Below are 16,448 nucleotides of genomic sequence, written 5' to 3'. Positions count from 1 at the left end.
ATGAGTCTCTTGGCGTGACCAATAGTCCACATGGAGTTGTGTTCCCCAACAGACGAATCGGCGCGAAGACTGGAAACCGAGAGACTGGGTGATCGCTCATGAGCGGCCGGCGGTGGGCGATGATCGCTTTGGTCGCACTCGCGGTGATCGGAGCGGGCGTGGCCGCGACACCGGCGGCGGCCGATGCGACGGCCGTCGACGAGACTGACGCGGACGCGAATCTGACGAGTGGGCAGGTGTACTGGGAGGGGCAGACGGTCCGGATCGACGCGGACCCCACCGAGCACGCGAACGCCACCTGGGCCGTGTTTACGAGCGAGGACGGCGAGTGGGGCGACTTCGTGACCGAGATTGCCCTCGACGCATCTGGAGCGGCCTTGATCGACACGGCCGATCTGACAGACCACGATTCGAACTCGTTCGTCGTCACGAACGAGACGGGCACGGCCGTCCAGTTCACCGACGGAGCGGTGACGGCCAGCGGGAGCGTCACTGACAGCGAGTTCAGCGTGCTTTCTCAGGCCTTCACGGCGTCTGCAAGCGACAGTGTTCTAGAGAACGGCGAGAGCACGACCATAGACATCTCCACCAACCGGGCGGGCTTCGACCTCGATATCTCCGCGAACGATGTATCGTCGGCTGAACTCGCGAGTATCTTCGCGGGCAATGGTGACGCCGTCATCGGGAACGACGACACCATCACGGTGACCGGGCTGTCGAATACTGACGATCTGAACGCCGACCTCTCCGGGCTCGACCCCGGCGACTACTCGTTCACCTTCGACGTGACCGACACGTCTGCGTCCGCGACCGTCTCGATTACGGTCGAACCCTCCACCGACGAGGTCGCAGCGGCGCGCTTCCTGACGTCGGGCCAACGGTATTGGACCGGTCAGACCGTCTCTTTCGACAGCGGGTCGGTCGCCAGCGGGTCGGACGACGTCGTTCGGATCTACACCGTCGAGGACGATACCGTCGGCACGCTGGTCTCCGAGGTCCTGATCGACGCGGACGGGACTCGACTTCTCGACACCGAGACCGATATCGGCGGCCAGGGCGAGTACGTGATCGGACGGACCAAGACCGACCTCTTCGCGTTCGATGCGGATGGGGACGCGTCCGAGGACGCGAGCGTCTCGGACGCGTCGTTCTCGGTGGTCGATCAGGGGCTCTCGACGTCGTTCGACGAGGACAGCGTCACGACCGGCGAGACTGCTTCGATGACGCTGACCTCCAATCGAGCCATCTACTCTGTCGAGATCTCCTCACCCGATGCGACTGACGCCGAAATCGAGCGCATTTTCGGCGGCACGACTGTCAACGTCTCCGGGGGTTCGCTGGACGCCGACGTCGAGGCGAGTGATGTCGCCCCTGGCGAGTACACGTTCACGTTCGACGTGGTCGATTCGGCTGCCACAGACACCGCATCGGTCACGATCGAATCTACTGCGAGTGTCGAACTGCCGGACACGTCCGACGTCGACCGTGGTGACGTCGCGTCGATCCCGGTCGAACTCGATTCGACCGACACCGCGTACGTCGCGATCGGGAGGATGGACGGTGCCGGTTTCCGAACCATCGTCGAAGTCAACGACGGGAGTGACGACGGTGAGGTCATCCTCGAAGCCAACACCTACAACATGCTCGACCACGACGCGAGCATGGACGATAAGTTCTGGACGGCTGACGACGACGACTCCGTCGAGAACGTCTGGTACAACAGCTCGGACTTCGACGAGCCTGTCCTCGTCGGTGGCGGCGCAAAGAGCCACGACGTTCGTGCGGGCAGCACCTTCGACACAAGCAACTACGAACTCGGCGGGGACACTGACAGCACGGTCATGCGCGTCTACGAGCGCAGCACTCACGACCTGTCGATGTGGACGACGCCGACCAGCGTGACACTCGATTCGGTGTCGGCAGTCGAGTCTTCCCGTCCGGAGAGACGGGTCAAAGAATGGCCGACTCTCGAGAATCGAACGGCGGTCGTGAAGATCGAAGCCTCCGGGCTGGAGGGAGCGATTCGAGCTGCTGACGGTGAGACTACCGCCGATCGGTTCGCGTCACTCGTCGCTGACGATGTCGTCGAATTCGGGCCGAAGCGGGCCGACGTCACGAATCCGGTCGACGATCGGATCGATCTCGAATCCGACGGGGCACACGTTGCCACGGATTACGACAACGAGACAGTCTATGTGGTGATGGACCCCGAGGCCAGGTCGCTCTCGGGCGATTCGCTCTTCGAATTCGCGATTCCAGAGGAGAGTGTGTTTGTCCCTCGGCTCGAAGAACCTGCCGCGGCGGTCCAGACGGATACATTCAGGGTGACCGACCGGACGAGACTGGCTCCCGGATCGGGCTCACTCGCCGTCGAGAATGCGACGGTCGCTAAGGGCGATGTCGCGACGATCCCGATCGAAGTGGGCGACAACGACCGTGTCTCGGTCCGTCTCGGGAGTGAGTACGCGGGCTGGGAACGCGTCGTCCGTGTCGAAGACGTTGATGGCGACGGGCAGGTTACGCTACGCGTGAATACGTTCACCGCTGCCGCCGATACTCTCGAGAGCAGTGGAATCGAGGCGATCGGTGCCGACGAGGTTCGGAGGTTCGACGATCAGTATGGGACCTTCAGTGGTGCACTCGGGACTGGACTCGAGCGCTCGTACGCTTACACAGTGGCTGTCCACGAGGCGTACAACGCCAGTGGAGACCGCTTCGTAGGCGAGTATGGTGTCGGCAGACTGAACGTCGAGCCGCGAACGACGACCGGGATGAACGTCTGGACGGCCCCAAACGATGCCGACATCGAGACTGCCGATGATGTCGCAACCGCTATTTCCGAGGATCACCTCACCGAGAGTCGACTCATCACCGAGGGCGACTACGCGGTCGCCGAACTCGAAGCGACGGGTATCTTCGGTGCGCTCGAAGCTCAGCCCGGAAACACGTACGCAGAGATGTTGATCTCTCTCGACGAGAACGTGGACAGTCTGAACTTCACGGTCGAGGAAGGCGTCAGTAATATGTACGAAGACAACACCGTCAACCTGTCGGCCAACACGGCTGCTCTGACGGTCATTCCGAACCAGGACGACGGCACGCTGTACGTCCTGATGGACACGTCGGCCTTCGACGGCGTCGCAGACGGTGACCAGCGCGTCCCGACGTTCACCGTCAACGCTGGTGACACTACCGACACTCTCGCGACGTCCGACGAGAACGACGTGACCGTCGAGCAGGCCTTCGAAATGGAGTCCCCGACCGTCGAGTTCGACCAGAATGACGTCTCTGCGGCCCCGGGTCAGACCATCTCCGGGACCACAAATTTCGCCCCCGGAACGGAGCTAACGATTGCCCTGGAGTCTCAGTCGACGCCGTATTCGCCCTCGGTAGAGACTGAGTTCACCGCGACCGTCCAGGCCGACGGGACCTGGTCGGGTCAGGTCGACTTCTCTGATGGATCCCGCGGACAGGAATACACCGTCTCGGTGATCGAACCGGATGTCTACGCGGCGTACGAGGACGAAATCGGCCGTCCGGTGGCTGCCTTCGATGGTGTGACGACGACAGCGGACACCGTCACGGTCGAGGGCGTCAATCTGTCCGAGGGTGGCTTCGTGGTCGTCAAGACTGGCAGCGCCACCGGTTCATTCGCCGGTGTCTCCGGATATCTCGATCCCGGTCACCACTCCGGTGTCGAAATCCCCGTCGATGGGGTCAGCGAGGGCGAGACGGTCTACGCCGTCGCCCACACCGACGCGAACGGGAACGAACAGTACGACGGCGACGGGGCCTACGAGAACGCCGACGGATCGCCGGTCTCGGAGCGTGCGACCGTCTCGTCCGGCCTCGACTGGCCGACCGACCCGGCCCCGACCGACCCCGACGGCGACGGCCTGTACGAAGACGTCTCGGGCGACGGTGACCTGAACTTCCCCGACGTGAACGCACTGTTCCAGAACACCACGTCGGACGCCGTCCAGAACAACGTCCAGTATTTCGATTTCGACGGTGACGGTGTCGTCGGTCTACAGGACGTGCTCGCGCTGTTCGAGATGGTCTGATCGGCCTGGCCCTCTCGGTGGGTTCGACCGACTGTTTTTCGTGTGGCACACTGACCCGGGAGCGACACCCCTCTGACGACGATCGCTCGCTGCCGTCAGTGGTGGCAGTCGTCGGTGATTTCGATCGTCGTCCCGGTCCGTCACTCGGGCGTCCGGTCTCGGTCGAACCCTCGTCCCGTCGTCTACTTACCCTGGCACGATGTCACCGAGGGCGGCCCCGACGCCCATCGGGACCCACGCGGTGAGGATCTGGCCGATCGCGACGCGGGGGGTGTCGGGATCGACGCGGCCCCACCCGAGCATGCCGACGACGGCGACGAACAGCGAGACGGCGACGACGCCGAGCAGTTTCCGCGGGATCACGCCCAGGATCGGCCGATGGATTCGCACCGCCTGAATGTCTGCGACGTACAGAATTCCGATCACGAGTGCCAGCCCCGCGAGCGCCGTGCCGACCAACAGCGGGGGATGGCCCGCGAGGAATCGCCCGATGTCGCGGGTGCCGTCCTCGACGAGCATCGGGAAGCCGAACACCGCTGCGCCCATCACCGACTGGGCGGCGTCACGCGTCGTAAAGCCGTAGACGACCCGACCGAACTGACCAGTGGGCTGTGCCTCCACGGCCGTTGCCATCGCCTCGCGGACCCGTTCGCGCTCTTCGGGGTCGTCGACGACGCCCTCCAGGGCGGCGAGTTCGTCGTACAGATCCGCGAAATCGGGGCGCTCGTCGTCGTCGTCGTCGTCTCGATGGGCCTCGTTGCCACCCGGATCTTCGCGGTCGGCGGTCACGGTGACTCGTCTCCGGGAGCGAGTTCGACGCGCTCACCGTCCTCGTAGGCGTAAAATCCCTGGCCAGCCGATCGCCCTGTGGCGCCCGATTCGACCCGTTCACGCAAGATCGCGGGCGGCTCGAACCGACTGCCCAGGTAGTCCGCGAGCGATTCGAGCGTCTCTAAGCGATCGTCCAGGCCGACGCGGTCGGCGGTCGCCAGCGGGCCCTCGCCGTGTCCGTAGGCAGTCTCCATCGCCCGGTCGATGTCCGCCGGCGTCGCGACGCCGTCTTCGAGTGCGAGCATGGCTTCGTGTTCGAGCGCGAGTTCGAGGCGGTGGCCGACCCGGCCGGGGACGTCCTGGACCGGGACGACGACCCCGAACTCCTCGAACAGCGCCTGGGTCGTCTCCTGGACGTCGGGATCGGTGTGGTCGGTCGCGACCAGTTCGATCGCGTCTGCGGCGTCGAGTTCCGTCAGCCCCATCACGCGACCGGGGTCACGACAGCCCGCCGCGGCGGCGGTGATCGACCCCTCGCTCACGACGACGAGCGTCGCGTCGTCCGCGGCGGATTCCTCGACGGTCGCGAGCGCGCGCTGGGCGTCGTCGTGCTCGCGCGTGTCGACGACGACGTCCGCGCCGTCGACGGCGGCGTCGAGATCCGTCGTCCCGTCGGCGCTGTCGCCAGCGTCGAGGTGTTCGATCGCGTCGACGACGGCGTTTGGATCTCCGAACAGCGCGACCGATCGCCCGGCTTCGATGGCGGCCGCGGCGATCCGCCGGGCGAGCGGACCAGTCCCGAGAACGGCTATCGACATGTGCCCACAGGCGACCCGACCGCGGTTAACTATTGTGCAGGTGGCGGGGGTCCGATACGCCGACTCGACGCCAGTCCGCGCTACCGCGTGTAGGTTCGAATCGACGCGATTCGCCCGTCCTCGAAGGTGAATCGATCGGCGAACGCGGCGATTCGATCGCCGTCGTCGGTCTCCAGCCGTCCAGTCGCAACGACGCCGTCGGGCCCCTCGAAGACCGCGTCGATCGGGTGGCTGGTGTCGGTGCGGGGTCGCTCTGAGCGCATGAACGTGACGAACCGATCGCGCCCCTCGATCCGCTGATCGGGTCGGTCGTGGGTGAATCCGGGCGCGAGCAGCGTCTCCAGGCGGTCGTAGTCGCCGTCGTCGAGCGCCCGGTAGTACGCCCGGGCGCGGTCGCGGTGGGCGGTCATACCGGGAGTTCCCGGCGAGCGGGGAATAGCCCACGATGTCGCTCCGACGGGCCTTTGATCGATCGGCCGTTAACCGTCCCGTGGAGCTTCACGTCCGGTACGAGGGCGACGACGACCCCGAGAAGTGCACGGCGCGGGCGCTCGACCGGGACGATAGGGTCGACCTCCATCGTCGCCCGGGATCGGTCCCGCCGGGGATCGTCCTCGATCCTCACGCCGAGCAGGCCCTCTCACCGACCGATGCCGACTGGGACCGACTCGTCGCACTCGACTGCTCGTGGGAGACCGCCGAGCGCGAGGCCTACGACCTGCCGGGCGAACGGCGTGCGCTGCCCTTTCTCGTCGCCGCGAACCCGGTCAACTTCGGACACCCCTTCGAGTTGACGACCGTCGAGGCGCTCGCGGCCGCACTCGTCATCCTCGGTCAGCGCGATCAGGCCGAGCGCGTGCTCGAAGCGGTCCGGTGGGGCGAGACGTTTCTCGAACTCAACGCCGAACCGCTCGAACGGTACGCCGACTGTGCGGATTCGAGTGCAGTCGTCGCCGTCCAGGACGACTACCTCGTGGACTGATTGGCGTCGCGGATGCCCTCCGTGAGCAGTGTGAGTCCGGCGACAGCCAGCACGGCCACCGCTGCCCACTCGACGAGCGAGTCCGACGGCGCGAGTGTGAACGTGATCAGCCCGCCGGTCGCGACGAGGTACACCCCGGTCGCGTCTCGTTCGCTGCGCAGGCGCGATCGGGCGGCCCCGGCGAGCGTCGCGACGATCAGCGCCGTCAGGCCGGCGGTCGCCGGATCGGGGCCACCGGTCGGCACGCCGGTCAGTTCCGCGGCGAACGCGAGGACAGTCCCGAACGCCGCGAGTCCGACGACTGCGCCGAGGGCGTCCGCCGCAGACTCCGAGACTGCTCGCCCTCTGCCCATTGGTTCATATCAGGATCTGCCCCCTCAAGAGTGCTTGGAGTGTGCTGGCAGTTCACGGGCCGTGACGGTCCAGGCCGAGCGGCGCTCGCAACCGTTTTCCGGGCGGGCGGGTCAGTCGGCGTATGAACCTGCGGTTCGCGGACGGTCTCGTCCGGGGTGGTCGCGAGGCTCGCGAGCGATTTCACGACACGCGCGCGTACGGCCGCTCCGACGACGGGAGTCTCGTGCTCGCGCCGGTCGAGGCCGCTCACCTGCTCGCCCGCGGTGACGTCGATCGGATCGACGGGCTCGGGGTGCGGGACCTGTTGGCCACCGAGCGGGTCTCACTCGCGGAGTTTGCGGTGTACGCCGACCTGCGCGACCGGGGCTTCTATCTCACGCCGGGCCGACTCCTCGACGAGCGCGCGGCGTTCGTGGTCTACCCCCGTGGATCGGGCCCCTGGGACGACGCGGTCGCCTACCGGATCGACGTGGTCGGGGAGCGCGAGACCGTCGCCCCCACACCGGGCGTGCTCGCCGTCGTCGACGAGGACGGCGAGGTCTCCTATATCGAGTGCACGACGCGCGACCCCGCGGGATCGGTCGATCGCGTCGAGACGTCGCTCGCGGGCCGTCTCGTCGAGGATCGCGTCCTCGTGGCTGAGCCGCCAGCGGGCGTCTACGACCCATCCTTTTACGGCCAGCCCCTGCCGGGTGGGCTCGACGGCATCGGCCTCTCGATCCTCGAAGCGACGCATCTCGCGGCGACCGATCGACTGGCGCTGGCCGAGCACGCGGACCCCGACGCTCGTCTCCGCGCGGTCGGGCGCGACCTGGAGGGCGACCGCTTCGAGCGCCGTCTCGCGGCGTATCGCGCGCTTCGATCGGCGGGGATCGCCCCCAAAACAGGATACAAATTCGGCGCGGACTTCCGGAGCTATGCGTCGATCGAGTCCGTCGATAATCTGGGCCACTCGGAGTGGCTGGTGCGGGTGCGGCCCGCCGACCGCCCGGTCGCGCCGCGGGATCTGGCGCTCGACGTCCGGATGGCCCACGGCGTCCGGAAGACGATGGTGTACGCGCTCGTCGATCCGGAGACGCCGCGTCCGGACAGCGTCGAGTGGCTCGCGATCGAGCGGCTCACACCCTGACGGTCAGCGTCGCGTCGCCGTCGATCGCCGCCAGCGGGTCGATATCGCGAAGACGGGCCAGCGGCGCGACCGGTCCGGCGGCCTGCGGGCGGTCGTCGTCGCTCGCGGGCGTCGGCCCCCAGAACAGACAGAGCGCGTCGCCGGTCGGCCAGTACGCGACCGTTCCGGGGTCGACGATCGTCGCCGTCGCCGCCGCCTCGGCGTCGAGGGGAACGCCGACGTACAGTTCTGCGCCCCAGCGTGTCGCCCGCCCGCCGACCGGACTCGCCGCTGCGAGTGCGTCACGCAGCGCGGCGTTCTGATCGACCCAGTCGGCGTCGAGGTCGTGGTCTGCGACCTGGACGGTGAGATCGGCCATACCGGCGGTCCGGACGCGATCGCCCTCAATCGATCGGTCGTCCGCGAGGCGTGCGACCGCCGGGGCCGCCCAGTCCGGGCCGACGACCATCGTCGTCTATTTACTCGCCGGGACCCGAGTACCGACACTCTCACCGTCGCCATGACTGAGGACACTGGGACTCCGACCGACGCACGCACTGACGGGGGCACGACCGGGGCCGACGACGTCACGCTCGACCCCTGGGGCTCCTCGACGATCGCGGACTACCGCAAACTGTTCGAGGAGTTCGGCATCGAGGCGTTCGACGCGCTCCTCGACGCGGTTCCGGAGCCACACTATCTGATGCGCCGGGGCGTCATCTTCGGGCAGCGCGACTACCGCCCGGTCGCGCGTGCCATGCGCGAGGACGATCCCTTCGCCGTGCTCTCGGGATTCATGCCGACCGGCGACCCGCACATCGGGCACAAACTCGTCTTCGACGAGATCATCTGGCACCAGGAGCAGGGCGGGGACGCCTACGCCGTGATCGCGGACCTGGAGGCCAACGCCGCCCGCGGGCTCTCCTGGGCCGCAATCGACGAGCACACGAAAAACTACCTGCTCAGCCTGCTCGCGCTGGGGTTCGACCCCGAGGACGGCACGCTGTATCGGCAGTCCGAGAACCGCGCACTTCAGGATCTCGCCTTCGAGTTGGGCGCGGAGGCCAACCTCTCGGAACTCGACGCGATCTACGGATTCGGTGGCGACACCGAGGTCAGCCACGTCCAGAGCGTCCTCACCCAGATGGCCGACATCCTCTATCCGCAACTCGACGCACCGAAGCCGACGGTGATCCCCGTCGGGCCCGACCAGGACCCCCACATCCGGTTGGCGCGCGATCTGGCCGCGCGCACTCGATTTTTCGGCGTGACCGAGGCGTACGCGAGTTTCGCGACCGACGACGACGAGCGCGCGATCCTCGCCGACGCTTACGAGACGCTTATCGCGCGCGATCCCGACGCGACCGTGCGGTGTGAGGACGCGGCCCGCCTGCTCGAAACCGACCGTCAGGGCCACGACGCCGTCCGCGATCGGGTGATCACGATGCTCAACGAGGCGGGCAAGGAACCGCTCCGCCCGCGCGTGCGCTTTCTCGATCGCAACGCGACCGACGAGGCCTTCGAGGCGCTCGTCGAATCCATCGACGGCGAGAAACGCGTTTACGACGCCCACGTCGACGCCTTCGAGATGGACCACGGGGCTGCCGAAACCCTCGCCCGCGAACTCGAACTCGACCACGGCGGGCACGGCTTCCAACTGCCCTCCTCGATCTATCACCGGTTCATGACCGGGCTGACCGGTGGGAAGATGTCCTCTTCGGAGCCCGCGAGTCACATCTCGCTGCTCGAACCCCCCGAATCGGGCAAAGACAAGGTGCTCTCCGCGACGACGGGGGGACGGACGACCGCCGAAGAACAGCGCGAACTCGGTGGCGAACCTGACGACTGTCCGGTCTACGAACTGTACGCCTACCTGCTCGCGGGTGACGACGACGCGTTGGCGACCGAGGTCTACGAGGAGTGTCTCGGCGGGGATCGGCTGTGTGGTGGCTGCAAACAGCAGGCTGCCGACCTGATGGAGGCGTTCCTCGACGACCATCAGGACAAGCGCGACGAGTGGGCCGATCGGCTCGACGAACTGGACATCGAACAAACCTCGAGTCGCCGGTAACCACCACGCCTTTCGTTTTCTGGGGGCAAGCGCAACCTGCGTGTACCGCTACGCCAACCCCGTCTGGCTCGCGATCCACCTCGTCGGCCGTGCTCTCTCTCGACTCGGTCTGATCGACGCCCACCGCGCGCGGCGGACGACCGATCTGGCCTGGCCGCGCGTCGTCACCGGCATCGCGCGGATGTCGAAGAACGCCGCGGACGCGGCGATGGTCGGCATCGGCGTCGGCTCGCTCGCGATCAACGGGCTCGGGTACGCCGGGCCGTACTGGGGGCTCACCTTCGCGGTCGGCGGCGGCCTCGCGAGCGGGACGATCGCCCTCGTCAGCCAGCGGTTCGGGGCCGACGATCCCGAGGCGCTGGGTGAGGCCGTGCGCGCGAGTGCGGTTACGGTCCTCGTCGCGACGATTCCACTCGCGCTCGTCTTTGGCCTCTTCGCCCGCCCGCTGATCGCCGTCCTCGGCTCGGATCCGACGACGATCGCCTACGGCGCGAGCTATCTCCGGGTCGTCGCGCTGGGCGTCCCCTTCGCCGGCCTGAGCCTGATCGCGAGTCGCGTCCTCATCGGGGCCAACGACGCGCGGACGCCGATGCTGATCCGGACGGCGGGCGCGACGCTGAACGTCGGGCTCAACGCCGTGTTGATCTTCGGGCTGGGGCCCGCCCCGGCGCTGGGTGTCGTCGGTGCGGCGGGGGCGACCGTGCTCGCGAACGCCCTCGTCGCCACGACCTTCGCGGTTGGGATCGCTCTCGGGTGGCTTCCCCTGATCGGGGCGCTGCCGGTCCAGGTCTCTCCGCGCGGCCGCTATCTCCTCGTCGGAACGATTCACGACATCGTCTCGATCGGGACGCCCGCCGTCGGTCGGAACGCCACCTGGACGGTCGCGCGCTTTCCGATGCTCGCGATCGTGACGCTGTTCGGCCCGGCGACGCTGACCGCCTACGTCGTCGCGCGGCGGATCTGGGGCCTCCTCAATACGCCGGGGTGGGGCTTTGGCCTCGCGGCGTCGAGTCTGGTCGGCCAGCATCTGGGCACCGACGAGGAAGAGCAGGCGGCGGCGTACGGCCGTGAGATCACGATCTTCTCGGTCGGGACGTACGTCGTCGCGGCGGGGCTGGTCGCGCTGTTCGCGCGTCCGATCGTCGGCCTGTTCGTCGAACGGGGCGATCCAGCGATCCCGATCGCCGTCGCACTGGTCTATGCGGCCTGTCTCGCGATCGTCCCCCAGGGGGTCGCGAGCGCGATCGCTGGTGCGCTCGACGCGACCGGCGACACCGTCTGGCCGTTCATCTCGAAGGCGATCGGGACGATCGTCGTCGCGCTCCCGCTGGCGTATCTCGGTGCGATCACGCCGCTGGGCGTTCTCGGCCTGTATCTGGCCTTCCTCGCGGAGACCGTCATCCCCGCGGCGATCAACTATTCGCGGTTCGCGACCGGGAAGTGGCGGGCGATCAGCCGGCAGTATCGGCCCGACTGACTCGAAACGCCTATTCCGACGGGTCCGCTATCCCGGCGCATGCCAGCATTCGGCCCCGCGACCGAACGGACGCTCGAAAAGATGATCTGCATGAAATGCAACGCGCGAAATCCCAAGAAGGCAGATCGCTGCCGCAAGTGTGGCTACGGTCGTCTGCGCCCGAAAGCCACGGAATCGCGTTCGACCTGATCGGCTCCGGTCGTCACCGCTGTGAGTCCCTGCGCTGTTCTTTGCGTCGTCAGTCGTATTTCGGTTCGCGTCGCTCGGCCCGTTCGAGCGCTCGGTCGAGGACCGCTCGAACGTCCCCCTCGTAACTCGGCCCGTGGCCCGGATAGAGCGCCGCGACGCTCGCGGGCGTCACGTCGATCAGTCGCTCGATCGACTCGATGAGTCGTTCGCGGGACTGATACGGGCGGTCGGTCCGGCCGAAACTGCCGTCGTCGAACGCGCCGTCGGCGTACACCACCACGTCGCCGCTGTACAGCGCGTCCGAACCGACCAGCGAGACGTGATCGTCGGCGTGGCCCGGTGTTTCGACGACGCGCACCGTCTCGTCACCGACGAGGAGTTCGTCACCGCTTGCGAGTGTGTGCGTCCGGTGGGGGTGCTCGGCGGCGGTGTACACCGCGGGATCGAACGCCTCGACGACCGCACCGAGTTGGTCGACGTGATCGCTGTCCTGGTGGGTCACGACGATCCGATCGAGCGTGTCGACTCGCGCGCGGAGCGCGTCGACGATCGCTGGGTCGGCGCCCGGATCGACGAGGGTGGTCTCCGCGCCGGTCACCAGAAAGGCGTTCGAGGTGAACACGTCCGCGTCGGCAGTGAGGTTCGTGACGGCCATAGGTCGTGTCGATGCCGTGTGTCCTTGGCGTTTGGGTCGCCGACCCTGCGAGAACTACACTTAAAAGTTGGGGATAGTTCACGGTGCGACAGAGTAAAATCCGCTCTAACGGGCATAATTTTGGGTTTTGAACGGTCCGAAACTGGCGTGGACCCACTGCGACGGACTCCATTTTATATGGGGTACGACCGTGTAAAATCGGATGCAATGTCTGCGAAACAAACGACGAAACGGTTCGGACGGGCGGTCGCACTGGTCACGCTCTTGCTCGTGGCCGCTGCGGGGGCGGGTGTCACGGCAGCCGACCCCGACGGCATCTGGGCCGAGAACGCAACGAACGCCGACGCGAACGCGACGGACGCGGGCTTCGACTTCTGGGACGACGAGACCGAGGTCCCTGACGAGGCTGAGACGGACGAGGACAACGAGTCCGAGGAAGACGCGGAGACACCGGACCCCGAGGACGTCGAGACGCCAGACGTCGAGGCACCGGACGACGACGCGCCGGACGCTGAGGAGAACGAATCCGCCGACGAGGACTCGGAGAGCGAGAAGCCCGAGTTCGCTCACAACTGGTCCGCGGAGAAACCCGACGAGATGAACTGGTCCGAGGACGCCGAGGACCGTCGCGCCTGGGCCCAGGAGAAGGCTGACGAGGCGAACGAGTCCGACGAGAACGAGTCTGACGACGCGGGCCCCGACTGGACCTGGAGCGACCGATTCGACGTCGAGGACGACGACACCGACGACAGCCACGCCCCGCCGTGGGCGGGCGAGGAGAACGACTCCGAGGACGCGAACGAGTCCGAAGACGACAGCGCACCGCCGTGGGCTGACGACGGCGAGGCGCCTGAGTTCGACGACGACGAGAACGAGTCCGACGAGGCTCCCGAAGCGCCCTGGGACGACGAAAACGAGTCCGAGGACGCTGAAGACGAGGACGAAAACGACGAGGCTCCCGAGAACCCCTGGGAAGACAACGACTCCGACGACGAGGAGCCCTGGGCGGACAACCCCTCCGAGGACGCACCTGAGGTCGAGACGCCCGACGACAACGAGTCCGAGGAGACGCCTGAGGTCGAGACGCCCGACGACAACGAGTCCGAGGAGACGCCTGAGGTCGAGACGCCCGACGACAACGAGTCCGAGGAGACGCCTGAGGTCGAGACGCCCGAAGACGACGAGTCCGAGGAGACGCCTGAGGTCGAGACGCCCGAGGACGACGAGTCCGACGAAGAAATCGAGATGCCTGACGGCAACGAGACGGACCTCGGTGGCAACGAGTCCGACCTGCCGGACGGCGTGAACGCGACGCTCGCGTAAGGATCCACAGGTTGAGCGGCACCCACCGGTCACCCTCTCCGGGACCACGGCCGGTCCCGGTGGATTCCCCTTTCCGTACACAGAATGACGCCATTTCAGACACGAACGGTGCGGCCCGGTTCTGGCGAGGCCGATCTGCGCGATCTGTCCGGCGCGGGTCGGGCGCGAAGCCGTCAATATTCTACAGAGTACCAATGAATTTTTCATCGATAGAGACCGAATATAGGTGTATCGTGGGGGGCTGGCACCGGGCCAGAGTGATGGCTCTGGTTACGCTGATCGTCGTCGCTGGTGGGTCTGCGAGCATCGCGGCCGGCCAGGCCGGCGGTTCGGACGCCCTCTCGGCGGACGAGGTTCGGATCACCGTCGAGGTCCAGCCCAACGGCACTGCGATCTGGACGGTCGAGTATCACTATCGCCTCGGGACGGAGAACCGATCGGCGGCGTTCGATCGCCTGCAGGATCGCCTCGTTGCGGACCGGTCGAACTACGTCGGATCCGTCCGGTCGGACGTCGAACGGACTGTCGGGGCGGTCGAGAACGCGACTGGCCGATCGATGGCCGTCGAGTCCGTCTCCGTCGATGCACGCCGCCAGTCGGTGCCCCGGGAGGCGGGGCTGGTGGTCCACCGCTTCGAGTGGTCGGGCTTCGCGGTCGTCGACGATTCGACCGTCCACGCGGGTGAACCGCTGCGCGGATTCTACATCGGCCCACGGACGCAACTGACCGTCGAGGCGCCGGCGGGCTACGAAATCGAGCGTGTCGACCCAGCGCCCGATGACCGCGAGGACGGTGCGCTGGTCTGGACCGGCGGTCGGTTCGATGCCTCCGAACCGCAGATCGTCTTCACCGCGAGCGAAGGCGGCCCACCCCCTCTTCCGAGCGTCGCGGGCCTGGTCGCCGTCAGCGTCGGCGTGGGATCGATCACGGTCGTGCGCCGCCGCCGGAATCGCGAGGCTGGGGCCGAGGATAGCGAGTCGTCCGCCGCGACGACCACCGAGGATCCGGCCGATCAGCCGCCGACGCCGCTGAGCAACGAAGAACACGTGCAGTGGGTCCTGGAGCGCCACGACGGCCGCGTGAAACAGCAGGTGCTCGCGGAGGAGTGTGGCTGGGGCGATTCGAAGACCAGCAAAGTCGTCCGCCGACTGGCCGAGGCGGGGACGATCGAGGTGTTCAGACTCGGCCGCGAGAACGTTATCACCGCCCAGGAGCACACCGATGATTGAGACCGACGCAATCGAACGCCGTCCGTCGATCGCCGCGCTGAGCACGTGGGCCGTCGTCGCCGTGGTGATCGTCGCGACAGTGGGCGCGATCGGTGGGGTGTCGGCAGCCGACCCGTCGGCGTCGTCTCCCGCGCCGAACGCGACTGCAGCGTCGAACGCGTCGGCCACGGAGGCCGCTCCGCCCGGTGCGTTCGTGTCGTCAGCGATCGCCGTTCAGGAGGCTCGAACGTCCCAATCCTATCAGGAAGCGCTGCTCGAAGAGGACCTCGACCGGGCGGACTCGCCGGCCGCTCGCGAGCGCGTCCGCCGGGCCCACCTGGCCGCGCTCGAACGGGACGCCAGAAATCTGTCCGCAGACTGGAACCGAACCCGTGATGGGTACGCCTCGGGGTCGGTCCCTGCGTCGGTCTACAGAGTCAAGATGACCGCCAGTGCGGCCCGCGCGAACGCACTCCGCCATCTCGTCGAGCGGTCGGCGGTCGACGAAACGGAGTCCGATCGCATCGTGCGCGAATTGCCCGGGAGCGGGTCGGCCGCCGACAGGGACTGGAGCGATCAGTCCGGACGATCGACGCCCGCGCGTCAGTCGACAGCGACCGGCCCCGACCGCGGCGTCGAGACGGTTTCGGACGCGCCCTGGAGTGACGAGTGGCCCGACCCGTGGGCCGACGAGTCCGACGATCGGCCCGGAACGAACCGGTCGGCGGGAAGCGACGACCGCGACGACGAATCGGACGACGCGGAGTCGGCGGATCGCGGACACGAGCACCGTGGATCACCGCCCGCAGACGGCTGGGAGACCGGCGATCGGGACGACCCGGACGGGCCCGACTCGAACGTGGTTCCGGCCGACCCCGCCGACTCCGACGCGCCCGCCGATCCGTCGAGTGAGGACGCCCGAGACGATTTCGACGATGATCGGGACGGCGACGACTCCGACGCGCCTGCCGATCCGTCGAGTGAGGACACCCGAGACGATTTCGACGATGATTGGGACGCCGACGACTCCGCGGACGGCGCTGGCCCACCGGGCGCCGGTCCTGACCCCGCGTTCGGAGACGACGCCGACGAGGGCGACTCTCGTGCCGATCCGGACGCCGAGGACGACGACTCAACCGCCGATCCGGACGAGGAGGGCGACTCTGGCGTCGATCCGGATGACGAGGACTCCGCTTCCGAGCAGGGCGAAACCGGGTTCAGCGGCGATCCCGGTGTCGAGGAGCTTCACCCGGAGCTCGCGGACCCCGTGTCGAACGAAACGGTGTCGAGCGACACGGCCTGATCGCACTCGCGTGAGGACCCCGACTTCGTTTCAGTTGCTGGCGACTGCATTTCGGAAAAATTCTTCCGATACAATGGCTGAATATATCTCCCCAGTGGGAGGAATCAAGTTGGTCAACGTGATAG

General features: G+C 67.1%; 15 protein-coding genes. 9 read left to right on the top strand and 6 right to left on the bottom strand.

From position 1 onward, the window contains the following. Positions 1-98 precede the first annotated feature (98 nt). A complete protein-coding gene (locus HARCEL1_RS10395; RefSeq protein ID WP_159077091.1) occupies positions 99-4,064 on the top strand; it encodes a DUF7827 domain-containing protein in 3,966 nt (1,321 codons plus the stop codon). A gap of 186 nt (positions 4,065-4,250) precedes the next feature. On the opposite strand, the gene HARCEL1_RS10390 is transcribed toward HARCEL1_RS10395, so the two are convergent. The 3 genes from HARCEL1_RS10390 to HARCEL1_RS10380 form a co-directional block, all read right to left on the bottom strand. Next, positions 4,251-4,853 carry a DUF2391 domain-containing protein gene (locus tag HARCEL1_RS10390; protein ID WP_233357330.1) on the bottom strand — a complete coding sequence of 201 codons (603 nt, stop codon included), beginning with the start codon at positions 4,851-4,853 and terminating at the stop codon, positions 4,251-4,253. Then, positions 4,850-5,653, bottom strand: coding sequence for a 3-hydroxyacyl-CoA dehydrogenase family protein (locus HARCEL1_RS10385; RefSeq protein ID WP_108383213.1), 804 nt, complete (start codon positions 5,651-5,653; stop codon positions 4,850-4,852). Before HARCEL1_RS10385 ends, HARCEL1_RS10390 begins: the two co-directional genes overlap by 4 nt. Positions 5,654-5,733: 80 nt before the next feature. Next, positions 5,734-6,063 (bottom strand): nuclear transport factor 2 family protein, encoded by a 330-nt coding sequence (locus HARCEL1_RS10380; protein WP_108383210.1) that lies wholly within the window; start codon positions 6,061-6,063, stop codon positions 5,734-5,736. 80 nt (positions 6,064-6,143) lie between these two features. Here HARCEL1_RS10380 and HARCEL1_RS10375 point away from each other — a divergent pair, with 80 nt between their 5' ends. Beyond that, positions 6,144-6,635 (top strand): DUF367 family protein, encoded by a 492-nt coding sequence (locus tag HARCEL1_RS10375; RefSeq protein WP_108383208.1) that lies wholly within the window; start codon positions 6,144-6,146, stop codon positions 6,633-6,635. On the opposite strand, the gene HARCEL1_RS10370 is transcribed toward HARCEL1_RS10375, so the two are convergent. Next, complete coding sequence (locus HARCEL1_RS10370) at positions 6,620-6,988, bottom strand: hypothetical protein (protein WP_108383206.1); 369 nt, start codon at positions 6,986-6,988, stop codon at positions 6,620-6,622. The two genes, HARCEL1_RS10375 and HARCEL1_RS10370, sit on opposite strands and share 16 nt — an antisense overlap. A 122-nt stretch (positions 6,989-7,110) precedes the next feature. On the opposite strand from HARCEL1_RS10370, the gene endA reads away from it, so the two are divergent. Next, complete coding sequence (endA, locus tag HARCEL1_RS10365; RefSeq protein WP_108383205.1) at positions 7,111-8,118, top strand: tRNA-intron lyase; 1,008 nt, start codon at positions 7,111-7,113, stop codon at positions 8,116-8,118. Here the strand turns inward: endA and HARCEL1_RS10360 are convergent. Next, a complete protein-coding gene (locus HARCEL1_RS10360; protein ID WP_233357329.1) occupies positions 8,108-8,566 on the bottom strand; it encodes a cyclophilin-like family protein in 459 nt (152 codons plus the stop codon). The genes endA and HARCEL1_RS10360 overlap by 11 nt on opposite strands. Before the next feature lie 51 nt (positions 8,567-8,617). On the opposite strand from HARCEL1_RS10360, the gene HARCEL1_RS10355 reads away from it, so the two are divergent. Genes HARCEL1_RS10355 through HARCEL1_RS10345 form a run of 3 tightly spaced genes read left to right on the top strand, consistent with a single transcriptional unit; the run spans position 8,618 to position 11,834 of the window. Continuing rightward, positions 8,618-10,168 (top strand): tryptophan--tRNA ligase, encoded by a 1,551-nt coding sequence (locus HARCEL1_RS10355; protein ID WP_108383203.1) that lies wholly within the window; start codon positions 8,618-8,620, stop codon positions 10,166-10,168. A gap of 40 nt (positions 10,169-10,208) precedes the next feature. Beyond that, positions 10,209-11,645, top strand: coding sequence for an MATE family efflux transporter (locus HARCEL1_RS10350; RefSeq protein WP_108383201.1), 1,437 nt, complete (start codon positions 10,209-10,211; stop codon positions 11,643-11,645). Between the two features lie 39 nt (positions 11,646-11,684). Then, a complete protein-coding gene (locus HARCEL1_RS10345) occupies positions 11,685-11,834 on the top strand; it encodes a 50S ribosomal protein L40e (RefSeq protein WP_108383199.1) in 150 nt (49 codons plus the stop codon). A 49-nt stretch (positions 11,835-11,883) separates the two neighbouring features. On the opposite strand, the gene HARCEL1_RS10340 is transcribed toward HARCEL1_RS10345, so the two are convergent. Then, the gene (locus HARCEL1_RS10340) at positions 11,884-12,489 is read right to left on the bottom strand and encodes an MBL fold metallo-hydrolase (RefSeq protein ID WP_108383197.1); all 606 of its coding nucleotides are present in this window, start codon (positions 12,487-12,489) and stop codon (positions 11,884-11,886) included. 207 nt (positions 12,490-12,696) lie between these two features. On the opposite strand from HARCEL1_RS10340, the gene HARCEL1_RS10335 reads away from it, so the two are divergent. The 3 genes from HARCEL1_RS10335 (at position 12,697) to HARCEL1_RS10325 (ending at position 16,323) form a co-directional block, all read left to right on the top strand. Then, on the top strand, positions 12,697-13,812 hold the full coding sequence (locus HARCEL1_RS10335) for a putative sodium/potassium/calcium exchanger (RefSeq protein ID WP_108383195.1): 1,116 nt from the start codon (positions 12,697-12,699) through the stop codon (positions 13,810-13,812). Positions 13,813-14,072: 260 nt separating this feature from the next. After that, complete coding sequence (locus HARCEL1_RS10330; RefSeq protein WP_108383193.1) at positions 14,073-15,041, top strand: DUF7345 domain-containing protein; 969 nt, start codon at positions 14,073-14,075, stop codon at positions 15,039-15,041. Beyond that, the gene (locus HARCEL1_RS10325; protein ID WP_108383190.1) at positions 15,034-16,323 is read left to right on the top strand and encodes a hypothetical protein; all 1,290 of its coding nucleotides are present in this window, start codon (positions 15,034-15,036) and stop codon (positions 16,321-16,323) included. The genes HARCEL1_RS10330 and HARCEL1_RS10325 overlap by 8 nt, the downstream gene beginning before the upstream one ends. The last annotated feature ends 125 nt before the right edge of the window (positions 16,324-16,448 follow it).

Origin of the sequence: Halococcoides cellulosivorans, from assembly GCF_003058365.1 — an archaeon.
GTDB classification, from domain to species: domain Archaea; phylum Halobacteriota; class Halobacteria; order Halobacteriales; family Haloarculaceae; genus Halococcoides; species Halococcoides cellulosivorans.
The sequence above is the reverse complement of the archived record's forward strand: the minus strand, read 5'-3'. Positions and strand labels throughout refer to the sequence as shown.